Raw genomic sequence first — 21,543 nt, 5'->3', positions numbered from 1 at the left:
AGTTCATGGAGTAATTGTGAAGAAAGGATCCCTACTCATTGCACTATTGTGGAGTATAAGTGCCGCAGCCAGCGCAGCTGATGTAACCATACATTATAAGAGTATCAGCAATAATTACGACGGATGGGGCCTGCATATCTGGGCTGGTAAAGAAATGGTTAATGGCAAAATTGTACCAGCCAAAACCGATTTTCGACTACGCCAAGGAACCTCGCCAAACCAGCCACTCATGCCGGATAAATTCGACAATTTTGGTGTCGTATTTACGATCCCAGTTAAAAGCGATGCCAAACAGTTCTCCTATACTGTCACCAATGGTAAATCCCATCATATGGGGATTACAGAATGGAAGTGGATTAAAAACAAACAGGGATTCAACATATGGTTGGTCGAAAACGATCCTAAAGTTTATCGTTCCCTACCGGAGCAATATGATAATGTCGCGACTGTTAGCCCCAGTAGAAAAGTAAAATCGGTGGCCGCAAGCCCTCAGCTGATGCTTCCCGTCCCCCAAGCGATGGTTAATTCTGCGGAAGTGAAGACCAACAAAACCACAGTCGCCAAAAACATCGTCACAACAGCGACCGCTGAAAATGCCTCAGAAAAATCCGATATTCAGCATTCTTTAACGATATTAAAAGACAATATTAATAAGAAAAACAAAACCATTAGCAAATTACAATCGGCTCTCAATAGCAGCCAAAATATCAATCAGCGTTTGCAAAATAATCTCAATCAAAAACTTCTAGATTATCAAAAATTACTGCAACTCAATGACAAAATAAGCAATGAAAACAGAACATTAACCGCTTCAAATCAAGGCTTACTTCGACAAACGAAAACTCGCGAAAACAACCCAGCAGAGCAGCAACTAATTAAACGTAATCAACAATTGGAACAACAATTAAGCGAGTTAAATAAGCAATTACTAGGATTACAAAACGATCTCAATCAAAATAATAGTGATGCTCAACTGCTGCAAAATTTACAGCAACAACTCCCTCAGTTACAAAGCGAACGAGATGAATTGCAACAACAAAACGCGAAGCTCAGCTCTCATATTGTAGAATTAATTCAAAATTCAGATAGCCCAATACCAAATCAGGCCAATGAAAGCACTTGGTGGTTATTTGCAGCCATCGTTGCCACCTTAACCATTACCATCACCTTTATTTTCCTCAGTATGAGCAAACGTTACAAAGAGCAACAATTAAAAATGGAAGAACGCTTAAAGCTTAAAGAAGACGAAATTAAAACCGAAAAAATCTACGCAGCAGCAGCCAACGAAAAACTACGCAAAGTGCTGCACGCCGAAGCGAAACAACAAACTTGGGCCCCTCTGCCCGACGGCTTACCTCACAACTTAAGAAAAGATAGCGCTTAAAACATTTAGGCCAGCTTGCTGGCCTTTTCTTCACCCAATAGTAGAAAGACTTGGAACAAGCGAAGCACAGGCTCTATGATTAGCTCTCAACCCTTACATCATGAGAGTGGAATGGAACTGCATATATTCGATCTAGATGAAACTTTGATTGCAGGCGATAGTGGCATGTTATGGCATCAATTTTTAGTCAATTCAGAAATCGTCACAGACAAGGACTTCTTAAGCAAAGATATCGCGATGATGCAGCTATATGCCAAAGGGGAATTAAAACTTGAACAGTATATTGCCTTTAGTCTAAAGCCTATCCAGAGACTCCATCACCAAGATGTCGAAACATTAGTCAAAATATTCGTGAAACAGTACATTCCACAAATTATTTACCCCGAAGCCAAACGACTGATTAGTGACTTAAGCCATCGCCAACAAACGATATTACTCATCTCTGCCACATTAAGCTTTATCGTGAAAGAAATAGCACAACAACTACACATCAAATATCATCTCGGTGTCGATCTTGAACAAGTCAACCAGTGTTATACTCCAAGCATAAAAGGAGTCGCCAGCTTCCGAGAAGGGAAAATAACACGTTTACAACAGTGGCTACAAACCCGAACCGAAAAATATCGAACGCTACACTTCTACTCCGACTCAATCAATGATCAAGCCTTATTAGAGTACGTAGATAAGCCTTATGTAGTCAATCCTTGTCCTAAGCTTCAGGCCGTAGCCAAAAGTAAAGGCTGGCCGGAAATCAACTGGCAAATCAGCCATCAATAAAACGAATGAAGGATAAATTTTCGTGCTTTCGAGATTCTGAGTTTAAGTTAAAAACGAAAGCTAGGCTTTCGTTTTTGTTCTGATGCGGGCTTTTAAAGTTGACTCTGAATATAATTTTCAAGGCCAATTTTCTTAATAAGACCCAATTGTTGTTCCAACCAATAAGCATGATCCATTTCGGTATCATCGATCAGGGCTTGTAGCATATTACGCGTCACATAGTCTTTTTTAAGCTCACATAAGGCCATGGTTTCTTTGAGCATCGCATCGACTTCATATTCCACTTTAAGGTCGTTTTCTAGCATGCTTGGGACATCTTTCCCTACTCGTAATGGTTCGCGTTGACTTAAATCAGGCGTCCCCTCTAGAAACAAAATACGTTGAATCAATAAAGAAGCATGTCCTTTTTCATCATCATATTCGTGGTCAATGCGTTCGAACAGTTTATTAATTCCCCAATCTTCATACATCCTAGAATGAATAAAATATTGGTCCATCGCAGTCAGCTCATTCATTAATAAACGATTTAGAGCATCAATTACGTCACTATCACCCTTCATTAGTCGTCTCCTTCGCTAATTTGCGCCGCCAAATAATTCTCGAGGCCCATCTTTTCAATTTGATATTGTTGCGTTTCGATCCAATCAATATGATCTTCTTCGAAATTCAAAATCTCTTCCAATAAATCACGGCTTACGTAGTCTTTCGCCAGCTCACATTGGCTAATCGCATCTTTAAGGATCGGCAACTGCTCCAGCTGAAAATCTATATCGCATTGCAGCATTTCTTCAACGGCTTCGCCAATGCGTAAACTACCCAACATATGTGCATGCGGTAAGCCTTCGAGAAACAAAATTCGTTCCATCAACTTATCCGCCTGCTTCATGTCTTTAATAGACTTCTTATAATTGCGCTGATTGAGCAACTCGAAGCCCCAGTTCCGGTACATTCGAGCATGCAAAAAATACTGATTAATCGAGGTTAGCTCCGAAACTAGCACCTTGTTTAACAAGGCAATTATCTTAGGATCTGACTTCATAAAGGCCTTCCATACTTAGATATTCATTAGCCATTGAGTATATACCTTGAACCAAGAATTCGCACATTATTTTTTACATTTCATTAACTTACAGTCGATTAATAAGAATGATTACTGTTTGTAATTGCATTCGTATAGTTCAATATTTGTTCGCCGTGAAACGGCCAAAACGTTTCATGCACTGGAGGTAAAACGCAAAGGCCTAGCACCCAAAGTCTGGAATGACATCAATTTGAAGATAACTGTAGATAATGGCTGCCAAGTTGCCGCATTTGTTGACTAATCCACTTCACTCGCTGGTTTATATAAGCGGTTCTTGGCCATAGGTGATAACGATAAGGGCTGGGTAAAAGCGCCGCTAAGCTAGCCGACTGTTCCACGGTTAAATCGGCTGCAGAGCGTTTAAAGTACTGTTGACTCGCGGCTTCGACACCATAGATCCCTGGGCCGAATTCAACAATATTCAAATAAATCTCCAGGATCCTGGTCTTACTTAAATTGGCCTCCAGTAACAGACTCAGTCCCGCTTCTATAGCCTTGCGCCAATAACTCTGAGTCGGCCATAAATATAAATTCTTAGCCGTTTGCTGGGTAATTGTGCTCGCCCCACGTAGACTCTGCCCCCGATGATTATCTTGATAAGCTTGCCAGATCGCGGCAAAGTCTAAACCCCAATGCAACGGGAAACGCTGATCTTCCGCTGCGACCACCGCTAAGCTCATATAAGGAGAGATACGATTGATCGGTGACCACTGATGAGCAACTTTCTGTGGGTAACTCACGGGGGGATAAATACTACGATGGATCCGCCATGCCCATATCGGCGGATCAATCCAGCGTAAACCGAGAACCATCAGCTCCAGCATCATTGTTAGAACCAACAATAAGCCCAAGAGCTTTGCACCAATGCGACCTAGCATCACATTCCTTAGCGATCAGCTTAAAACAACCACTTTAGATAAATTTACTCGCAAAATGAAGGACTCATTCATTAGACAATGATATCACTCCCTGCAGTGAATCGATGCAAAGCCCTCATATGCCTTCACCTTATTTAGTGGCTGTGTTTAGGTCTTTGCTGTCTTTTAGACCAGTACTCGGCTAAATAATGAACCAATAAACCAAGGCTTAAACCCCAAAACGCACTGCCAATCCCCAACAAATTAATCCCCGAAGTAGTGACTAAAAAAGTCATCATCGCGGCCTCTCGACCACGCACATCCACTAGCGCGGCAAGCAAACTATTTGCCACCGTACTTAATAAGGCGAGCCCAGCAATCGCAGCGACTAAGGCTTGAGGAAAGGCCGAAAATAGACTTACCACAGTCGCGCCCATCAAACCAATCAAAATATAAAAACAACCCGCCCATATAGAAGCCCAATAACGTTTACTCGGATCAACATCAGCTTCCTTTCCCATACAAATAGCTGCCGTAATCGCCGCTAGATTAAAGGCAAATCCGCCAAAAGGTGCCAACAATAACCCAGTGAAACCCGTCCAGCTAATCAACGGTGAAACTGGAGGCCGATAACCATTGCCATGCAGCGCTGCGATCCCCGGCATATTTTGCGACGCCATAGTGACAATAAATAAAGGAAGCCCCACACCAACAAGTGCCTGCATTGAAAATTCGGGCGTCACCCATTGTGGACTTGCCAATTGAAAACTCACCGAACCCAGTTCAAGTAAGCCTAGGCTATAAGCGCTCAGGCAACCCGCTGTTAAGGTCAATAACATCACATAACGAGCCACCAAGTGACGACCGATGAGATAACAAACAAGCATACTTGCGACCAACAAGTTTTGGCTTTGCAAAGCGCTGAATAATCGTAAACAAAAAGGTAGTAAGACACCGGCTAACATGGCCGCAGCTAAAGACTGAGGGATCCAACGGATGAGTTTATCAATCAAGCCACTGATACCACATAGGCTAATCAACAAAGAGCTAAACAAGAATGCACCAACGGCTTGTTGCATCGACAAACCAGACAAACTAGTCACCAGTAAGGCGGCTCCCGGAGTAGACCAAGCAGTAAGGATCGGTTGCTTATAATAGAAAGATAAACCAATGCTACTTAAGCCCATCCCCAAGCCAAGAGCCCATAACCAAGAACTAATTTGCTGCTCACTCGCCCCCACCGCAGCAGCAGCTTGAAAAATAATCACCGCCGAACTGGTATATCCAACTAACACCGCGATAAATCCCGCAGAAATCCGTGATACCTTAAATACTTCATTCATCTCATATCACTCCCTAAACATGAGTTTTGTGCGTTATAACATACAACATAGACGAACCTAACATTTGTGCGTTATAACGTACAACATAGACAAGCCTAACATTTGTGCGCTATAACATACAATAATAAATTTGCGTTAATGAAGGGACTAATTTGCAAGCCGTCAATCAGTATTTAGCGGAAGTACTCAAGCACAAGCGTCAACAGAAAAATTGGAGTTTAACTCAGGCAGCTCAAAAAACCGGCGTCAGTAAAGCGATGCTGGGTCAGATTGAGCGGGGCGAGTCTAGCCCTACGGTTGCGACTCTCTGGAAAATCGCCAGTGGATTTTCTACCTCACTCTCCAGCTTCTTAGAACCCAACTTAAACGAAGCTCAGGGCACTATCGTAAGAATTGCAGAACAACTCCGCCAACAACCTGCAACCGACGATATGCTGGTCGCGACCTTATTTCCTTTTGAACAACGGTTTGGTTTTGAAATGTTTGAACTCACACTATTGCCCGGTTATCAACGAGTTTCTGAGCCACATGAAGCAGGCGTCAGCGAGCATTTGATCGTAATTCGTGGGGAAATGGATGTGTTAGTCGAGGGACAATGGATAACCCTACCAGAGGGACAAGCGCTGCGCTTTGCTGGTGATAAAGAACACGGCTATCGCAATTTGAATCCACAGCCAGCGGTATTCCACAATTTAATCCATTACTCGCAGAGCTAAGACTACTTTAAAGCGAGGCTCTCAAACGAAAAAAGCCTGCTAAAAGCAGGCTTTTTAAAAGGTGGTGCCCGGAGGCGGAATCGAACCACCGACACGAGGATTTTCAATCCTCTGCTCTACCGACTGAGCTATCCGGGCAACGGCGGCTATTAAACGTTTTTAGCATAAACAAGTCAACCGCTTTTTCTCAAATTGGTGCTGAGTGCCTACAAAGCGAACAAAGCTAGCAAAAAATCAGCAATTTTCCCCAGCGAGATGAAACAGGTTTGCGTCAGTTCTACCAAGGAAGCTGATATCTAATGACCAAATCATACTGCCAAAGATTTACACGTAGTGCTTTACTCTCGCAATAGTCGCTTGCTAACGGCCCCGACTCACTTAACCCTCGAGTTATTTATAATGAGAAATAGAGCTTAATTCCAGACAAAATATTGGTGACCGCAACAGATGCTAATATGAGGCCCATTACACGACTAACAATGCTCGCGCCACTATTTCCAATCAAACGATGGATCGGGCTTGCCGCAAGCATCAATAACAAAGCGACCAGTAATACACACAACATACTGGTCGCTGTTTGAACTTGTTCAAAGAAATTATAGCGGCTGTTTTCGGTTAACAATACAGCAGCGAGCATTGCTCCAGGGCTTGCGATTGAAGGGACCGCGAGAGGAAAAACTGCAGTTTCAGTAATTTTATTAACCAGTTTAAGTTCTTCTTCTGGTTTACTCTCTCCAAATATCATTGAAAGCGCGAATAAGAAAAGCACAATCCCACCAGCAACTTGAAACGCAGGTAGAGGAATTTCAATCGCCGTGAGAATGATTTCCCCCGCAACCACAAAAAACAGCAAAATCAGTGCAGAGATAAAAATGGCCCTTATAGCGATTTTTCGTTTATCTTGTTCTGCATAAGGGCTGGTCACCGAAATAAAAACCGGTACGGTCCCGATCGGGTCGATTACAGCAAAAAAGAAAATAAACGTCGCGATAAACTCTTGCATAATCCTTTCTCCTAAGCAGATGGCTCTTGGGTGGTGAACAGTTGCTAAATCAGGGAATTTGAATCGTGGGCCAGTCCATCGATTGGTAAAAACTTATAAATGCTGTAAAACCGACTTCACAAACGGTGATTTCAATTTACCATAAGCCTCTTGTTCAGAGATTCCGGTAGCAATAATCGCCTGTTTTGACTGTTCATACTCATATCGCGCTAATGGATTAGCAAGCATATATTGTTTGTATTTTAGCTGCTTGTGATGCTCCTCTGAGCCATCTTCAATTACATGTACATGAACAAAGTATTTGTGGCCTTTATAGACTACGGCCCCATCCTTCCGAGGACGCTCAACTGGAAATGGCTTAGCACTGACCTGGTCTTGAAAACCGAGTAATTTCAGGTGTTCAACAGCAATGCTTAATTTGCCAACCGGATAAAGAACGGAAAGATCGATGATTCCTTTTCCACCGACCTTCGCTGATGTAGAACCAATATGTATTACGTCTAACTGCTCAGTGCGTATCAAACTAATCAGTGACTCGGCAATCAATAAGTAAGTTTCTGTCCAAGGCTTAAATTCAGCTTTAATTTTTTCATACTTTAAAATATTCATCGCGGTGAACTTATCAAACATATTGGGAAGTCAAATGCACCACTATGCACAAGTTCCTGATTCAAAACAAGAGTGCACAGAAGCCACAACAGAAGTGTATTCGCCAATACTTTACAGATACAGTCTAAGAACTAAATTGAGCCATCAAGCCTCGCGACAACAATAGTTATCGGGTGACAGGTTTAGCGCTAACTATTTTCTATAGAAGCAACTATCACTCGATTTCGCCCAGAGGATTTTGCTTGATAAAGCGCCTTATCTGCGCTCGCCACCAATTGTTCTGCAGATTGGCTTTCTTGTGATGCCGCAACCCCCATGCTTGCAGTCACTTTGTATTGATGAGAAAAATCAAGTTCCTCAATAGCAACTCTTAACTTCTCAGCCAATATTTTAGCACCATCAAGCTTGGTCGAAGGGCTAATGACTAAAAATTCTTCTCCCCCCCATCGACCAACATAATCAACCTTTCTAGTCACCATTTTCAGCGTTTGTGACACTTTCACCAAAGTTTCATCTCCTGCCTGATGTCCCCAGGTATCATTGATCGACTTAAAATGGTCGAGGTCAATGATTACCACCGAAAATACTTCGTCGTATCGATAAAAACGCTCCAGCTCCTTAACTAACACTTGATTCAATTTGTGTCGATTAAAAAGCTGAGTCAGTGGGTCAGTGACCGATAAACGCTCCAGTACTTTTTCAGACGTAATATCTTGGGCGACTTGGGCATAACCAATTAATTTCTGGTCCTCATCGTACTCAGGCATAATCTTACTATTCAGCCAATATTCTTCACCAGTTTTTTTACAATCACGAAGCTCGCCATGCCACTCCTCACCTTTGGTTATCGTTCCCCATAACTCTGTATGTACTTGAGAACTCACCGCGGGATGCTTCAACATACTGTGAGTCTTCCCAAGCAATTCCTCCTTACTGTACTCAGAGATACAACACATCCGTTCACTCACCTTTGTAATGATGCCTTCCACATCGGTGTGGCTGGTAATCACATGCTTATCCAACAGCTGATCAGAACGCAACAAGGCTTCCAATGTTTGAGACAAGCGTTTTTGTAAACGAGCAGGAAATAGAGCCACCAGCCAAGACAGCGGAAAAGAAATAAGCAACACAATCCCTGCGATGACTAAAGCCGTATATCGATTGTTACTATGCATCGCATCGAGTAAGGATTGTTGAGGAAGCATAACGAGTTTTAAGCCTTCATTATTATTAATAATGGCTTCAATATTCATTTCATATATGCCGTTATTAAATGTTGAATAAAGTTCATCAAATGACTTTCGCCCTGGAATATAGGCACTCCAAGCAAGCGCTGCATTTGGGTGATAGAGAATTTCCCCCTCTTTGTCTACAACAAAAATTGTAAACTCACTAGAATTTGTCAAGGTTTGTAATACCTCAGAAAAATCAACATTGATAATAAGCATTCCAAAAAACTCCCCTTCTTGATAGAGCGGTGTCGCTGCTCGTATCGTTGGACGATAGGGTAATTCAACTTGCTCATTTTCCATGTTTAAGTCCACTCTAGAATACCAGTGTTGATTCTGGCTAAGCTTGCTGACTTCTTGAAAATAGTATCGCTGTGATTTGTTTTGTAATTGAGAATGAGGAGTGAAAGAGATCTTGCCAAGGTCATCTTGATTGAGGCGAACGACTTCCACCCCATTATGATCAAGCAAGCGGAGCTGCATGAATATTGGTTTGGAAGCGATAATCCCCAGGAGAAATTCTTCAAGTGCAGTCATATTTACCACACTTTGCTCAACCATATATCTTTGGGTGATAGGATTGGAAGCAATCGATGACAAACTCGCATCAAACCCTGCTAAGAACTCTTCTAACACATGAGTTTTAGAAGCTTTCTCATTTTTAAAGCCAAGCGCAAGTGCATTATCAATATTGACCACTTGCATACGGTAATTAACTAAGGACGTAAATAACGCAACCAAAATACCGAAAAATAAAAAGCAAAACGTAAAAAATAGATAAATTTTCCGGCTCATCAGTCGCATGAGACCAAATTTTAAGCTGGTTTTTTTCAAGAGCATCGACGAGCGCCTTAAATTCCCTTACCAGATACTAATTGTATACCTTAAAAACACTCAGCTAACATTTATAGGTGATTTATTTGTGGTATTTATCAATTTAGCTTTTAGCCGTAAACTTGAACCCATCAAGCTTACCGGAAAGAAGCTCATGAACTTAAGTTCAATTCATTTTAGCCAAAACACTCAATAGACTAACAACCCGCACCCAAATAAATAACATATCGAATAAAAAATCAGGCGACTGCTTTTGAAAGCGCCTGATGGCTTGCCAAAAAAGCCTCATTGTTATAATGTAACGTTCAATTTTTACAGTTAGCCCCGACTTGGGTACAACTGATACTTTCCCTTGAATGGTTCAGTGATGTCTACAGCAAATTATTTACAACATGTCAGTGACTACTGTAAACAGCTTAAGCTTAACTTCACCCCCAACCGTTCTGTCGTATTGGCGATATTACATCGCAGTAAAAATCCACTCAGTGCCTACGATATTTTGGCTGAGCTACAACAGCTACAACCCAAAGCTAAACCGCCCACGGTTTATCGAGCACTCGAGTTTTTGCTTCAACATCACTTTATCCAGCATATCGAGTCAAGCAGCCGCTATCTGGTGAGCCAACAACTCGCACCATTTAGTCCCAAACCATTATTAATTTGTAGTAATTGCCAGCAAGTAGCTCAACCGAGTTTATCGAGCTCTCTAAGAAGTGAACTCCAGCACTTTGCCGACCAGCAAGGCTTTCACTTGCATCCACAAAGCTACGAATTTCATGGTTTATGTCTTCACTGCCAACAAAAGGCAACCTTATGATTGCTTTGCTCACATCCACTCACTTGACTCGAATAATAACAACAGCTGTATCAAAACAGCATGTAACAGGTAATAGATTTCATGTTTAACAACAAAGCCCCCATTTTTCGTCGACCAAGCAGACTGCCCAGTAAACACTGGCAGCTTATCCTTGCTTGTGGCGCGGTGATAACCATCGCCAGCATTTGGCCAAATACTCAACCACTCACCAGCCAATCTCGCCAACTCATTGAGTTGCCAGAAAATGAGTTTAGCAGTGAGCATCAGGGTCCTGTATTTACCTTATCTCACAACTCGCGTGATGCGATTAGTTTACTAAAACAAGATGCCCGTTCAGAACCCAGCGCCGAACAATTTAAGCCAACAGATACAACAACCGATACCCAAACGAGCTCACTCTCGGAAGGTAAAGCACCCCAGCAACAGACTAAATCAGCCGAAGTTGGCGGCATTCAGAGTTACAGCTATACCATTAAAGAAGGTGATACCTTAGGCAAGATCTTTAACCGTTTCAAAATAGATCAAACGACTATGTACCAAGTGCTTGAAGCTGATGTTTCGGTACTGGCATTGGATACCTTAAGCCCAGGGCATAAACTCACCTTTACCATCGACCATGACACCCAACAGCTACAGTCCTTGCGTTTAGCCTTTAACCCAGCACAACAAATTATATTTACCCGAGTCGATGCGACTAACTTTGAGTACCAAACGATTAGTATTGATGGTCAATGGCAAAAACAGGCAATTACAGGCACGATTCAAGGTAGCTTTTATTTATCAGCTCGCAAAGTAGGACTAACGCCTAGCGAAATCGAGCAAGTTGCACAGATGTTTCAAGATAAGATCCGCTTTGAAAGAGACTTTAGAGCCGGGGATGTGTTTCAAGTGGTAAGAAATCGCCAGTTTATCGATGATGCTCTCACTGGCCAAAGTGAAATTAGTGCGGTACGGATCTTTAATCGTGGAAAACAATATAGTGCTTATTTATTTAACAATGGTAACTATTACGACCAAGCAGGCGAAAGCCTTGCTCGGGCTTTTATGCGGGTGCCACTCAAACATAATCAACGCGTTAGTTCGCCATTTAATCCACGCCGCAAACATCCAGTAACCGGCAGAATTTCGCCTCATAATGGGACCGACTTTTCGGTGGCCATTGGCACCCCTGTGCTGGCCGCTGGGGATGGCGTGGTGATGCGAGTCGAAAATCACCCCTATGCGGGAAAATACATCGTCATCCAACACGGCGGTAAGTATCGTTCACGCTATTTGCACCTCAACAAATTTAAGGTGAAAAAAGGCCAACGGGTGACCCGAGGTCAAGTGATTGCCGAGTCCGGAAATACCGGACGCACAACGGGTCCTCACCTACACTATGAATTCCATATAAACGGTCGAGCAGTCAATCCAATGACCGCAAAAATTCCATTGGCTTCATCCATCGACAAACAAGAGCGTCCAGCCTTTAAACAGTTAGTCAATCAAATGAACCAACTGATCCAAGCAGGGTAATGCACGATATACCCGATAAAAAAACGGACGAGATAGTCCGTTTTTTTATCGGCGAAGAACATCGAGTCAGCTTGAAAAATACACGCTGACTCGACATGATGGCTCAGCGGCGAAGCCTAAGATGAAACCAAGTTGTCACTCGCGCATTCATCACAACAAGGATTGATGATCCGCTCCGCACAGTTGTAAGGCTCGATATGAACAATAACATCAACCACCTCATCTAACTCTTTCATCAAGTGTTCTTTAAACTCTTCACTAATATCATGCGCCTTTTCGACGCTCATCAGCGGATCAACCAACAAGTGAAAATCCACTAGAATAGCGCTTCCCACTCGACGGTTGCGAATTTCATGCACTTCTTGAATATCTACATTTAAGCTGGCGTGATGTTGAATCCGTTGTTCTAAATCTTCATCGGCTTGTTTTTCACTGATCTCTTGAATCGCTGGCCAGACAATTTCCCAAGCAGCTTTTAAAATCATAGCCGTCACCAACAAAGCCGCTATTTGATCCAAATAGGAGAGATAGGGGAAGAAATAGTTCGCCACCACAGCGACTGCAACAGGCATCGAGCTCAGGGCATCACTACGATGATGCCAAGCATTGGCATGTAAAGCCCGGCTATTAACTTTCTTTGCCTGAATCACAGTCCAACGATACAACGCTTCTTTCACCACGATTGACAAGATAGCAGCCCACAAAGCTAACACCCCAGGATTGGGATTCGCCTCAGCATTAAAGGAGTTAATTGAATCCCAAGCGATCCCTAAGCCCACAACCACCAACAAGCCACCAATAAAAATATTGGTGAGCGTTTCGAAACGACCATGGCCATAGGGGTGTTCTTTGTCGGCTGGTGCCGCCCAATACCGCGAGCCGAGTAAAATAGCAGCATCAGTGACCAAATCAGAAAAACTGTGCACACCATCAGCCACCAAGGCTTGGCTACCAGTTAACTTACCCACACCAATTTTCAATACCGCTAAAAATACGTTAGCAATTGAGCCTATCCATGTTGCTTTGCGAACCGTGTTCAGCACTTGCTGTTGCATAACCTATCCGATAATGACCAAGAGTAAGGCGTTATTGTACCCAGTTCAATCGATAAAAACGAGTCGAAGCTGGCGATAAAAACACAGCTAAGTTATTGAAAATAATTCGTATTTACCTTTTAAGGATTCAAGTCGATCGTTCATCACATCGTGCTGACTAAGTATTTGTTTTAAGCAACAATAAAACCGTTTAAGCATAGCGCTTGCTGTCACTACCCCCTATGCTATAGCGACCAACAGATTACTTGTAAAAAGGATAGCTTGATGATCACCTTATATGGAACCCCACGCTCTCGCTCACTACGTGTGTCTTGGCTGCTCGAAGAATTAAACCTCGAATGGCACTACCACTACATTGATTTTCAAGCGGGCGAGCATCATGGCGAAGAGTATCTCGCAATTAATCCCTGTGGCAAAGTACCCGCCCTAAAAGACGATCAGCTTGTCATCAGTGAATCGGCAGCAATATGCCTCTATCTTGCTGAAAAATATGGTCCGCAGCTGTTGCCACAACCAGCGACTGCCGCCGCCGCTCTCCACCATCGCTGGCTAAGTTTCATTATCAGTGAATTAGAGCAAGGCCTATGGAGCATTGGTAAACATCGCTTTGCCCTGCCAGAAGCGCAACGTATTCCAGAAATGGTAGAAGTGGCAACTTGGGAGTTTGCAAAAGCCGCCGCCATTGCCGAGCAATGGCTTCCCGAACAAGACTATCTATTAGGGGAGCAATTTAGTGTGGCTGATATTCTACTTTGTCATACGCTCAACTGGGCAATGAGCTTCCAACAAACCTTACCGACTAAATTAATGGCCTACCGCAAGCGAGTCAGCCAACGACCCGCCTTAAACCGAGGTTTGGAAAAAGAAATCAATGGCAAAGCGATGAGTCACCTTTAAGCTGCAGAATTGCTTGCGGCAGTACCGACAATTGACCATCTCGCCGCTTGCTTAACGAATAAAGCCAGACTCTACTTGGTGATGCCTAAGATGACGACTATAATGCGCGGCATTACAGACTAGGATATACATCATGAGCGGTATCATTACTCTTAAAGCAAAACGTGACAAGGCTTTGTTACGTCGCCACCCTTGGATTTTTTCCAACGGTATTCATAAAGTTTCAGGTAAGCCTTTATCCGGTGAAACCGTGGAAATTTACAGCGCTGAGGGAAAATATTTAGCCACTGCCGCTTATTCTCCTGAATCCCAGATCCGCGCCCGAGTATGGAGTTTCCAGCAAACTCAGCTCATCGATAAAGCTTTCTTTGTTAAGCGCTTGCAAGATGCCGCAGCGGCTCGAGACATTCTGAGCCAATTTAGCGCCACCAATGCTTATCGTTTAGTGGCTGGCGAAAATGATGGCCTTCCCGGCATTACTATCGACCGCTACGCCAATGTATTAGTGATTCAGCTATTAAGCGCTGGTGCCGAATTTCAACGAGCTAACTTAATTGAAGCACTCAAGCAATGCTTTCCCAACGATGCAATATACGAGCGCTCAGATGTCGATGTGCGTAAAAAAGAAGGTTTAGAACCGGTACAAGGTTTACTCCATGGCGAGCTTCCCGCTCAGCCGATGGAGATTGAAGAGAATGGTTTACGCCTACTGATTAATATCGAAACTGGCCATAAAACCGGTTACTACCTCGACCAACGCAATAATCGCAAGTTAGTGGGTCAACTGGCCAAAGATAAGAAAATGCTAAATTGCTTCTGTTACACAGGTGGCTTTGGCACCTACGCCCTAGCTGGCGGCGCCAAAAAGGTCATCAACGTCGATGTCTCCGACGCAGCCCTTGAAATAGCCGCCCAAAATGTCCAGTTAAACAATCTAGACCCGAGCAAAATCACCCAACTCAACGCCGACGTTTTCAAGCAGTTACGGGTATACCGAGATTGCAATGAACAATTTGATATGATCGTGCTTGATCCACCAAAATTTGTCGACAGCAAGGCGAGTTTAAACCGCGCCAGTAGAGGTTATAAAGATATTAATATGCTGGCCATGCAAATGCTTCGCCCAGGCGGCCTGTTACTCACTTATTCCTGCTCAGGACTCATGCCAAGCAGTCTCTTTCAAAAGATTGTTGCCGATGCAGCCATTGATGCCAAACGTGAGCTGCAGTTTTTAAAGAGTCTGGAACAGGCTGAAGACCATCCTGTGGGTGGCCCCTACCCCGAAGGCCATTACCTCAAAGGCTTCTTATGCCGAGTCAAATAACAGCGGAAGGTATCAACTAAAGACATTTATTTAACAAAAAGCTAAAAAGAGCGTCACTGAAGAACTCCGTTGACGCCCTTTTTTAACTCATTCTAAGATAGTAATCTCGCCTCTGGTGGATCTCATTGTTCAAATTAATTGAACTCAATCACGCCTTTAATCAAGTCTCTGTTGTCGACCACATTTTGCTGATAGTTTTCGCCAAGTTGATCAAAATTGAAACGGTGGGTAAGCATCATGTTAGCGGTAAGTTTACCTGCCTTCATGAGTCCCTGTACCTTGGCAAAATCTTCTTGAGTAGCATTACGACTGGCAAATAAGCTGGTTTCTTTTTTATGGAAATCAGGATCACTTATCTCAAGATTTCCTTTAAACAAGCCAACAAAGACAATCTTACCACCGTGACGGATGTTATTCACCGCGCCATTCATCGCATGTCGATTACCTGTCGCATCAATAATGGTTTGCGCCAGTGAACCGTCAAAAGCTTCTGTCAATGCCGCCTGAAAGCCTTCGTCTAAGGGGTCAAGCGTTGCTAAGTTAAGCTCTTTTGCGACATGTTGCCGTCTTTCCAATTGGGTATCTGCCACAATCACATGCGCACCATCGGCAGCAGCTATCGCCGCAGCGCCTAAACCAATCGGTCCTGCGCCAACGACTAACACCGCTTCACCAGGCTCGAGCTGCGCACGACGCACCGCATGGGCACTAATGGCAAAAGGTTCGATCAATGCCGCAGTATTATTATCCACCCCGTTCACTTTCAAAATATTGGTTTTAGGCGCCGCAAGATATTCGCTAAAACCACCATCTCGGTGAACGCCAATAACCGAAATATTTTCACAACAGTTGGTTTTTCCGCTGCGACAAGAGGCACATTGATAACAGGCTACATAAGGGATCAATGCGACCTTGTCGCCAACTTCAAACTCAGTCCCCACCTCACTTCCGAGTTGGCAAATATCGCCACACAATTCGTGACCTAATACTCTGGGATAACTAAAGAAAGGTTGATTACCAGTATAGGCATGTATATCGGTGCCACATATCCCTACTGAAGATATTTTTATTAATACCTCATCTGGCTTCACTGAGGGGATGTCTAGCTCAACATATTGTAATTCGTAGGGCTTTTCACAAATTAATGACTTCATAAGCTTTCTCTAATTGATGATTTCCCTCTATTTTATTAGTCTTGCTTTTTATTATTTTTATCGCAACAAAGTTTGTGACGCAGCGCCATTTAATCTGCTTTTAAATGGTATTTAATGGCTTCGGAGGTAAAAAATGGCTAGAAATAAGAATTTGAGGGAAGGCACCGCAAACCAATTACTGGACGCGATCAGTTTGGGACATATCGAATCGCCTTTGCCTTCACAATCTTCACTCTCAGAACTTTTTAGTGTGAGTCGCACAACGGTACGTTATGTGCTGCAAGATCTTTGTGACAAAGGTGTATTAGAGTTTGAATCTGGTGAGTATTTAATTGCTCGAGCGCCGATGGAAGAAGATAGCTTTCTACGTTTTCTGTCGTCTAAAGATTTACAATCGATTGAATTTGAAAATTTCTTTAGTAATGCTATCCAAAAAAGATACATTCTCCCAGGACAAGAATTTACCGAGTTAGAACTCTCGAAACAGTCGAAGTGTTCCACCACGATTGTACGTGAATTTTTAATTCATTTTTCTCGATTTAGCTTAATTGAAAATATTGAGCGAGGTCGTTGGCGAATGGTGAAATTTGAAAAAAGCTATGCAGCAAGTTTATTTGAACTGAGAGAGATGTTGGAATGTCATGCCTTAAGTCGGTTTATGAATCTGCCTCGCAGTGATCCGCGCTGGCAAGAAGCACAATATTTATTGCATTCACATCGAGAGCTTCGAGATGTTGTGGTTGATGAATATCAAGCCTTTTCCGATTTGGATCATAAGTTTCATACTTTAATCCTATCGGCTGCAAACAATCCTTTTATGGACCAGTTCTGTGACATTATTTCCGTCATTTTTCACTACCACTATCAATGGGACAATAGTGATTTACGGAAAAGAAATATGATCGCTATTTCAGAACATATGGCAATACTAACTAAAATTCTCAGTGGCGATGATATTGGTGCAGTCGGAGAGTTACGTCATCATTTAGATTCAGCTAAAAAGTCCATGGAGAATAGTTTAATTATGGATAATCTATAAGGCAGTTAAAATCCCAAGCTATATTTTATGACGTAGTCAAATAAACAATTCAATATCCATTTTCTAATTATATTGATGCGCTCACTACCATAGAAAATAGCGAGAGTGTTCAGTTGTTGAATTCGACTGATTAATCAGCTGTAGCATTTTGTCACCCAGCCCCCTAGCCTCGATTAATCTTTCGACCTCACAATCATCGAAGTGACATATCACTCTTGGGATCTGCAGAATATCTGGTGCCTCATCAGTCTGTTGCTGCGTAACACTAACATCTGGAGCAAATAGCAGCGCTTGCGAAATACCATTTTCAATCCCTTCGGCTGGATAATATTCTAGCGTGGTTAAGCCCTTTTCACGACTGACTTCAATCATACTTGGCTGATTAAGCGAAATCACCAGAGGGAGCGCTGCAGTTTGACAAAATTTTACCAGTTGTGGATTAGGCGCGGTGCTAACAATGAAATGGGCTCCCGCTTGTTTTATGGATAACACTTGCTGCAGCGTCGACAAGCCGCCGACACCGATCAACATCTCGGGTAGGCGCTCTCTTAATAACTTAATTGCATCAATCGATAGCTCACAACAACCATCAATTTCGGTGGCAACAAAGCCATGTTCAATCAGCATCTTGGCAAAAGGAATGACCTGCTGTGCATTCTCAATCGCAATCACAGGAATAATTTTTAAAGCCTTGAGCCGTTGAATCATCGGACTCATCGTTAATCCTATTCATTAAGATGGTAATTTTGCTAAAGATCTTAAATAAAACAAGATCTTAAGATAGGTGAAGTTTACTTCAAAACTATTTTTCAGCTGCTTTACGAGTGGATTTTAGGCTGAATCTATACACTATAAATATCCAATAATGACAGCGTTCAACCACACCAACACAAGCCGCAAGCTTCTTCATCACTTCGTTATTTCGTTATTTCGTTATTTCGTTATTTACATATCGTGATCGGGTCTCCTCAACGAATGCAATAGCAGCTACAGTTCAAGTTAAACGTAGCAACTATTGCAGACCCATCAGCCAATGCTTAACCAAACACCAAATTAGGTAAAGCGATAGAAATCATTGGGATATATGTAATAAATACCAAAGCAACGAGTAATAACAGCCAGAACGGTAAGACTTCTTTCACAAAGTCTTCGATAGCCACCTTGGTGATGGAACAGGTAGTAAACATCACCGTACCTAAAGGCGGCGTAATGGTACCAATTGCACTATTGAAGATAAAAATGATGCCAAAATGAACCGGGTCGATGCCATAACTTTTTGCCACCGGTGCCAACAGGGGAGCCAGTACGATCATCACTGCATTACCTTCCAAAAACATCCCCACTATCAGTAAGAACACATTCACTAACAACAAGAAGGTAAAAGGACTTTCAACCGAGCTCGTTAACCAAGCGGCTAAACTTTGGGGAATTTGCTCCCAAGTGAGGAACTTAGAAAAACCAACCGCAACGCATATAATCAGTAATACGTTAGCCGCAGATAAAACGGATTCTTTGGTAGCCTCCCACAACAACTTGGTATTCATTTCCTTATAAATAAACATACCAAGTACCAATGCGTACAACACTGCCGCAGCCCCTGCTTCGGTTGGCGTAAACACACCAAAACGAATCCCCCCGATAATCACGACCGGAAGCAATAAAGCTAAGAAGGCATCTTTTGCTGATACAGCGATCTCTTTAGTTGAGGCTCGTTTTTCTCTGATTGGCGCGTAATTTCGTTTATGGGAAATCGCCGACACCAATGCCATCATCATCAAACACAGTAATAAGCCAGGCATTAAACCTGCCAAAAATAACTTACCAATGGAAACGTTATTCACATAACCATAGATAATCAAAGCAATACCCGGTGGAATAATCGGGGTGATTAATGAAGACGCGGCAGTTACCGCAGAAGAAAACGAGGCGCTATAGCCACGGGCAACCATTTGTGGAACCAGTAACTTCGAGCCCATCGCAGCATCAGCAATATTAGAGCCGGACAAGCCCCCCATTAAAGTGCTTAATACCACATTGACCTGAGCAAGACCGCCATTCAAATGGCCAGTCAATACTTCTGCAAATTTGAGTAAGCGATTACTAATGCCCGAATGATTCATAAACACACCGGCCATCACAAAAAATGGAATTGCCAACAGCGTCACCGATTCAAGACCGCCAGCTAAACGCTGTACCAGCATCATCATCGGTAAATGATCGTTCAGTAAAAAGTAAGATAAGGTTGCAATAAATATACAAAAAGCGACTGGAATACCAATGGCAAATAGCAATAACAATGCAGAAATAGGCAATATGACAGACATAACTAGTCTTCCCTATTGTGAGAAATTAAAGACGAATAGAGCTGACAAAGTTGGTGATAAAGCATGAGACAAGCACTAACGGGGACAGCTGCATAAATATAAATGTACGGGATCTTCAAGGCTGGGGTAAAACGCACTTGTGAAAAAGGTAATAACTTAAAACCCCAGTAAATCATAAAGCCGATAGCAATGATCATCAGGATCGGCCTAAATATATTGTCGATAAAATAAGCCACTGGCTGAGGACATTTTCGAACTAGAAAGTCGATTCGAACCAATTCATCGCTTCTCATCAATGCACTGGCTCCCATAAACGTCATCCAAACAAAAAGGCTGAGGCAAACTTCTTCCACCCATGAACTAGGCGCATTAAATACATATCGGGTAATCACTCCATAACCCATAAGTAAAACGATAATCGCAAGAAAAACAGCGGCCACTACAGTATCGACACGACTAATTTTGTCGATTATTTTAGCTATTTTCATACTGCTAAAAGCCTTTGAATTACTTAAAGAAAGTTGTGTGTGCATGACACTCTCCGGTTTCACATATTGAGGGGCCAAGAGTGGCCCCTCAATCAATTACATCTCAGCTAACTTAGCTTGTACATCTTGATAAAGGTTTGGAGACCATTCAGGGAATTCGCTTTGTACCACCTTACGAGCAGACGCTTCAAATGCCTTGATGTCTACTTCATTTACAGTAACACCCTCAGCTTTCAACTGATCAATAGCTTCTTTTTCGGCCTTGTTGATCAGCTCAGCGTCGTAACGAACCATATCTCGGCTGGTATCCAGAATGATTTTCTGTTGAGTTTTGCTTAAGCTATTCCAGAAATCAGTACCGGCAACAAATGGTGACATATGCTTGGTGTGCGCCGTTAAATTAAGATTCTTCACGACTTCATAAAATTTACCGCCCAACAAAACAACCGCTGGGTTTTCGACACCATCAATCACACCTTGAGATAGACCAGGATAAACATCAGAAAGAGACATCGGTGCGGGTACCCCACCCATTGCTTTCACGGTTGCCACAAATAATCTAGAGTGTTGAACGCGAACTTTTTCGCCTTTGAGGTCAGCAGGAGAGAAAACCGCTTTTCTAGACAACAAATGGCGAGTCCCATACACCACATCGGGAACGACAATTTTTAGCCCTTTTTCACTCAGTTGATTACTTAAGCCCTCAAACCACTCACTATGAAGTAATTTTGATTTTTTCTCAAAGGACTGTGAAAGATAGGGCGCATTGATAATCCCCAGATCTGGCACCGTATCCATTAAATAACCATAAGAGCTGATTGAAATAATATTTGCACCAAATTTAGCTTGCTCTAAAAGCTCAGTTTCACCGCCCAACTGACTTGATGGAAATAATTTGAACTCGATATCACCATTTGATTTTTTGGCGACTTGCTCAGCCCAATAGTGCATCGCTTTATCAATCGGTTCACCCGGTTGGTTACCATAAGCAATCATTACTTTAGTAGTAGCATGCGCGCAAACACTCATCGCCAAGCTTACGCCAATCACGGCAGCGACTTTTTTTAAGTTTCTTTTTATGATGTTCATATACGTCC

At 42.7% G+C, this 21,543-nt stretch carries 21 protein-coding genes and 1 tRNA gene; 8 read left to right on the top strand and 14 right to left on the bottom strand.

Annotation, left to right across the window (positions count from 1 at the left end; genetic code table 11):
* Window positions 1-16: 16 nt before the first annotated feature.
* Both ACRRSW_RS05930 and ACRRSW_RS05925 read left to right on the top strand, forming a co-directional pair.
* A complete protein-coding gene (locus ACRRSW_RS05930) occupies window positions 17-1,384 on the top strand; it encodes a pullulanase-associated domain-containing protein (protein WP_432458869.1) in 1,368 nt (455 codons plus the stop codon).
* Between the two features lie 111 nt (window positions 1,385-1,495).
* Complete coding sequence (locus ACRRSW_RS05925) at window positions 1,496-2,161, top strand: HAD family hydrolase (protein WP_432458868.1); 666 nt, start codon at window positions 1,496-1,498, stop codon at window positions 2,159-2,161.
* Window positions 2,162-2,253: 92 nt separating this feature from the next.
* On the opposite strand, the gene bfr (ACRRSW_RS05920) is transcribed toward ACRRSW_RS05925, so the two are convergent.
* The 4 genes from bfr (ACRRSW_RS05920) to ACRRSW_RS05905 all read right to left on the bottom strand — a co-directional run bounded on the left by bfr (ACRRSW_RS05920) (window position 2,254) and on the right by ACRRSW_RS05905 (window position 5,442).
* A complete protein-coding gene (bfr, locus tag ACRRSW_RS05920; RefSeq protein ID WP_432454118.1) occupies window positions 2,254-2,721 on the bottom strand; it encodes a bacterioferritin in 468 nt (155 codons plus the stop codon).
* Window positions 2,721-3,200, bottom strand: coding sequence for a bacterioferritin (gene bfr / locus ACRRSW_RS05915; RefSeq protein WP_432454119.1), 480 nt, complete (start codon window positions 3,198-3,200; stop codon window positions 2,721-2,723). The genes bfr (ACRRSW_RS05920) and bfr (ACRRSW_RS05915) overlap by 1 nt, the downstream gene beginning before the upstream one ends.
* A 227-nt stretch (window positions 3,201-3,427) precedes the next feature.
* Entirely contained in the window at window positions 3,428-4,120 is a 693-nt protein-coding gene (gene mtgA, locus ACRRSW_RS05910; RefSeq protein WP_432458867.1) for a monofunctional biosynthetic peptidoglycan transglycosylase, read from the bottom strand.
* 134 nt (window positions 4,121-4,254) lie between these two features.
* A complete protein-coding gene (locus ACRRSW_RS05905) occupies window positions 4,255-5,442 on the bottom strand; it encodes a benzoate/H(+) symporter BenE family transporter (RefSeq protein ID WP_432458866.1) in 1,188 nt (395 codons plus the stop codon).
* A 152-nt stretch (window positions 5,443-5,594) separates the two neighbouring features.
* On the opposite strand from ACRRSW_RS05905, the gene ACRRSW_RS05900 reads away from it, so the two are divergent.
* On the top strand, window positions 5,595-6,158 hold the full coding sequence (locus ACRRSW_RS05900; RefSeq protein ID WP_432454122.1) for a helix-turn-helix domain-containing protein: 564 nt from the start codon (window positions 5,595-5,597) through the stop codon (window positions 6,156-6,158).
* Between the two features lie 62 nt (window positions 6,159-6,220).
* Here the strand turns inward: ACRRSW_RS05900 and ACRRSW_RS05895 are convergent.
* The 4 genes from ACRRSW_RS05895 to ACRRSW_RS05880 form a co-directional block, all read right to left on the bottom strand.
* Window positions 6,221-6,296: transfer RNA gene (locus ACRRSW_RS05895), tRNA-Phe, on the bottom strand.
* A gap of 256 nt (window positions 6,297-6,552) precedes the next feature.
* On the bottom strand, window positions 6,553-7,161 hold the full coding sequence (locus ACRRSW_RS05890; RefSeq protein WP_432454123.1) for a MarC family protein: 609 nt from the start codon (window positions 7,159-7,161) through the stop codon (window positions 6,553-6,555).
* 93 nt (window positions 7,162-7,254) lie between these two features.
* Window positions 7,255-7,791, bottom strand: coding sequence for a GrpB family protein (locus tag ACRRSW_RS05885; RefSeq protein ID WP_432458865.1), 537 nt, complete (start codon window positions 7,789-7,791; stop codon window positions 7,255-7,257).
* Window positions 7,792-7,958: 167 nt separating this feature from the next.
* Entirely contained in the window at window positions 7,959-9,839 is a 1,881-nt protein-coding gene (locus ACRRSW_RS05880; RefSeq protein ID WP_432458864.1) for a sensor domain-containing diguanylate cyclase, read from the bottom strand.
* A 361-nt stretch (window positions 9,840-10,200) separates the two neighbouring features.
* On the opposite strand from ACRRSW_RS05880, the gene ACRRSW_RS05875 reads away from it, so the two are divergent.
* Together ACRRSW_RS05875 and ACRRSW_RS05870 are read left to right on the top strand one after the other, a co-directional pair.
* Window positions 10,201-10,650: a Fur family transcriptional regulator gene (locus tag ACRRSW_RS05875; protein WP_432454126.1), complete on the top strand. Its 450-nt coding sequence runs from the start codon at window positions 10,201-10,203 to the stop codon at window positions 10,648-10,650.
* Window positions 10,651-10,731: 81 nt separating this feature from the next.
* Window positions 10,732-12,165: a peptidoglycan DD-metalloendopeptidase family protein gene (locus ACRRSW_RS05870; RefSeq protein ID WP_432454127.1), complete on the top strand. Its 1,434-nt coding sequence runs from the start codon at window positions 10,732-10,734 to the stop codon at window positions 12,163-12,165.
* Window positions 12,166-12,281: 116 nt separating this feature from the next.
* On the opposite strand, the gene ACRRSW_RS05865 is transcribed toward ACRRSW_RS05870, so the two are convergent.
* Window positions 12,282-13,220, bottom strand: a complete 939-nt coding sequence (locus ACRRSW_RS05865) for a cation diffusion facilitator family transporter (protein ID WP_432454128.1) — start codon at window positions 13,218-13,220, stop codon at window positions 12,282-12,284.
* Between the two features lie 264 nt (window positions 13,221-13,484).
* Between ACRRSW_RS05865 and ACRRSW_RS05860 the strand changes: the two genes are divergently transcribed.
* Window positions 13,485-14,117 carry a glutathione S-transferase family protein gene (locus ACRRSW_RS05860; RefSeq protein WP_432454129.1) on the top strand — a complete coding sequence of 211 codons (633 nt, stop codon included), beginning with the start codon at window positions 13,485-13,487 and terminating at the stop codon, window positions 14,115-14,117.
* Window positions 14,118-14,250: 133 nt separating this feature from the next.
* Window positions 14,251-15,441 carry a class I SAM-dependent methyltransferase gene (locus ACRRSW_RS05855; RefSeq protein ID WP_432454130.1) on the top strand — a complete coding sequence of 397 codons (1,191 nt, stop codon included), beginning with the start codon at window positions 14,251-14,253 and terminating at the stop codon, window positions 15,439-15,441.
* A gap of 134 nt (window positions 15,442-15,575) precedes the next feature.
* Here the strand turns inward: ACRRSW_RS05855 and ACRRSW_RS05850 are convergent, their stop codons facing one another.
* Window positions 15,576-16,595, bottom strand: a complete 1,020-nt coding sequence (locus ACRRSW_RS05850; RefSeq protein WP_432454131.1) for a zinc-binding alcohol dehydrogenase family protein — start codon at window positions 16,593-16,595, stop codon at window positions 15,576-15,578.
* A 133-nt stretch (window positions 16,596-16,728) separates the two neighbouring features.
* Here ACRRSW_RS05850 and ACRRSW_RS05845 point away from each other — a divergent pair, with 133 nt between their 5' ends.
* Complete coding sequence (locus ACRRSW_RS05845; RefSeq protein WP_432458863.1) at window positions 16,729-17,634, top strand: GntR family transcriptional regulator; 906 nt, start codon at window positions 16,729-16,731, stop codon at window positions 17,632-17,634.
* Between the two features lie 84 nt (window positions 17,635-17,718).
* Here the strand turns inward: ACRRSW_RS05845 and ACRRSW_RS05840 are convergent, their stop codons facing one another.
* From ACRRSW_RS05840 to ACRRSW_RS05825, 4 genes are all read right to left on the bottom strand, one after another.
* Complete coding sequence (locus tag ACRRSW_RS05840) at window positions 17,719-18,351, bottom strand: bifunctional 4-hydroxy-2-oxoglutarate aldolase/2-dehydro-3-deoxy-phosphogluconate aldolase (RefSeq protein ID WP_432454133.1); 633 nt, start codon at window positions 18,349-18,351, stop codon at window positions 17,719-17,721.
* 320 nt (window positions 18,352-18,671) lie between these two features.
* Window positions 18,672-19,958 carry a TRAP transporter large permease gene (locus ACRRSW_RS05835; RefSeq protein ID WP_432454134.1) on the bottom strand — a complete coding sequence of 429 codons (1,287 nt, stop codon included), beginning with the start codon at window positions 19,956-19,958 and terminating at the stop codon, window positions 18,672-18,674.
* Window positions 19,959-19,960: 2 nt separating this feature from the next.
* The gene (locus tag ACRRSW_RS05830; protein ID WP_432454135.1) at window positions 19,961-20,446 is read right to left on the bottom strand and encodes a TRAP transporter small permease; all 486 of its coding nucleotides are present in this window, start codon (window positions 20,444-20,446) and stop codon (window positions 19,961-19,963) included.
* Window positions 20,447-20,542: 96 nt separating this feature from the next.
* The gene (locus tag ACRRSW_RS05825; RefSeq protein WP_432454136.1) at window positions 20,543-21,535 is read right to left on the bottom strand and encodes a C4-dicarboxylate TRAP transporter substrate-binding protein; all 993 of its coding nucleotides are present in this window, start codon (window positions 21,533-21,535) and stop codon (window positions 20,543-20,545) included.
* Window positions 21,536-21,543: the final 8 nt, after the last annotated feature.

Source organism: Agarivorans sp. QJM3NY_25 (assembly GCF_050870875.2).
Classification (GTDB): domain Bacteria; phylum Pseudomonadota; class Gammaproteobacteria; order Enterobacterales; family Celerinatantimonadaceae; genus Agarivorans.
This window is presented reverse-complemented; position numbering and strand designations above follow the sequence as displayed.

Excerpts from the sequence above, each read along its gene's own strand:
- ACRRSW_RS05925 (WP_432458868.1), top strand. The coding sequence starts at position 1,496 with ATGGAACTGCATATATTCGATCTAGATGAAACTTTGATTGCAGGCGAT.
- bfr (WP_432454118.1), bottom strand. The coding sequence starts at position 2,721 with ATGAAGGGTGATAGTGACGTAATTGATGCTCTAAATCGTTTATTAATG.
- bfr (WP_432454119.1), bottom strand. The coding sequence starts at position 3,200 with ATGAAGTCAGATCCTAAGATAATTGCCTTGTTAAACAAGGTGCTAGTT.
- mtgA (WP_432458867.1), bottom strand. The coding sequence starts at position 4,120 with ATGCTAGGTCGCATTGGTGCAAAGCTCTTGGGCTTATTGTTGGTTCTA.
- ACRRSW_RS05905 (WP_432458866.1), bottom strand. The coding sequence starts at position 5,442 with ATGAATGAAGTATTTAAGGTATCACGGATTTCTGCGGGATTTATCGCG.
- ACRRSW_RS05890 (WP_432454123.1), bottom strand. The coding sequence starts at position 7,161 with ATGCAAGAGTTTATCGCGACGTTTATTTTCTTTTTTGCTGTAATCGAC.
- ACRRSW_RS05885 (WP_432458865.1), bottom strand. The coding sequence starts at position 7,791 with ATGTTTGATAAGTTCACCGCGATGAATATTTTAAAGTATGAAAAAATT.
- ACRRSW_RS05880 (WP_432458864.1), bottom strand. The coding sequence starts at position 9,839 with ATGCTCTTGAAAAAAACCAGCTTAAAATTTGGTCTCATGCGACTGATG.
- ACRRSW_RS05875 (WP_432454126.1), top strand. The coding sequence starts at position 10,201 with ATGTCTACAGCAAATTATTTACAACATGTCAGTGACTACTGTAAACAG.
- ACRRSW_RS05870 (WP_432454127.1), top strand. The coding sequence starts at position 10,732 with ATGTTTAACAACAAAGCCCCCATTTTTCGTCGACCAAGCAGACTGCCC.
- ACRRSW_RS05865 (WP_432454128.1), bottom strand. The coding sequence starts at position 13,220 with ATGCAACAGCAAGTGCTGAACACGGTTCGCAAAGCAACATGGATAGGC.
- ACRRSW_RS05860 (WP_432454129.1), top strand. The coding sequence starts at position 13,485 with ATGATCACCTTATATGGAACCCCACGCTCTCGCTCACTACGTGTGTCT.
- ACRRSW_RS05855 (WP_432454130.1), top strand. The coding sequence starts at position 14,251 with ATGAGCGGTATCATTACTCTTAAAGCAAAACGTGACAAGGCTTTGTTA.
- ACRRSW_RS05850 (WP_432454131.1), bottom strand. The coding sequence starts at position 16,595 with ATGAAGTCATTAATTTGTGAAAAGCCCTACGAATTACAATATGTTGAG.
- ACRRSW_RS05845 (WP_432458863.1), top strand. The coding sequence starts at position 16,729 with ATGGCTAGAAATAAGAATTTGAGGGAAGGCACCGCAAACCAATTACTG.
- ACRRSW_RS05840 (WP_432454133.1), bottom strand. The coding sequence starts at position 18,351 with ATGAGTCCGATGATTCAACGGCTCAAGGCTTTAAAAATTATTCCTGTG.
- ACRRSW_RS05835 (WP_432454134.1), bottom strand. The coding sequence starts at position 19,958 with ATGTCTGTCATATTGCCTATTTCTGCATTGTTATTGCTATTTGCCATT.
- ACRRSW_RS05830 (WP_432454135.1), bottom strand. The coding sequence starts at position 20,446 with ATGAAAATAGCTAAAATAATCGACAAAATTAGTCGTGTCGATACTGTA.
- ACRRSW_RS05825 (WP_432454136.1), bottom strand. The coding sequence starts at position 21,535 with ATGAACATCATAAAAAGAAACTTAAAAAAAGTCGCTGCCGTGATTGGC.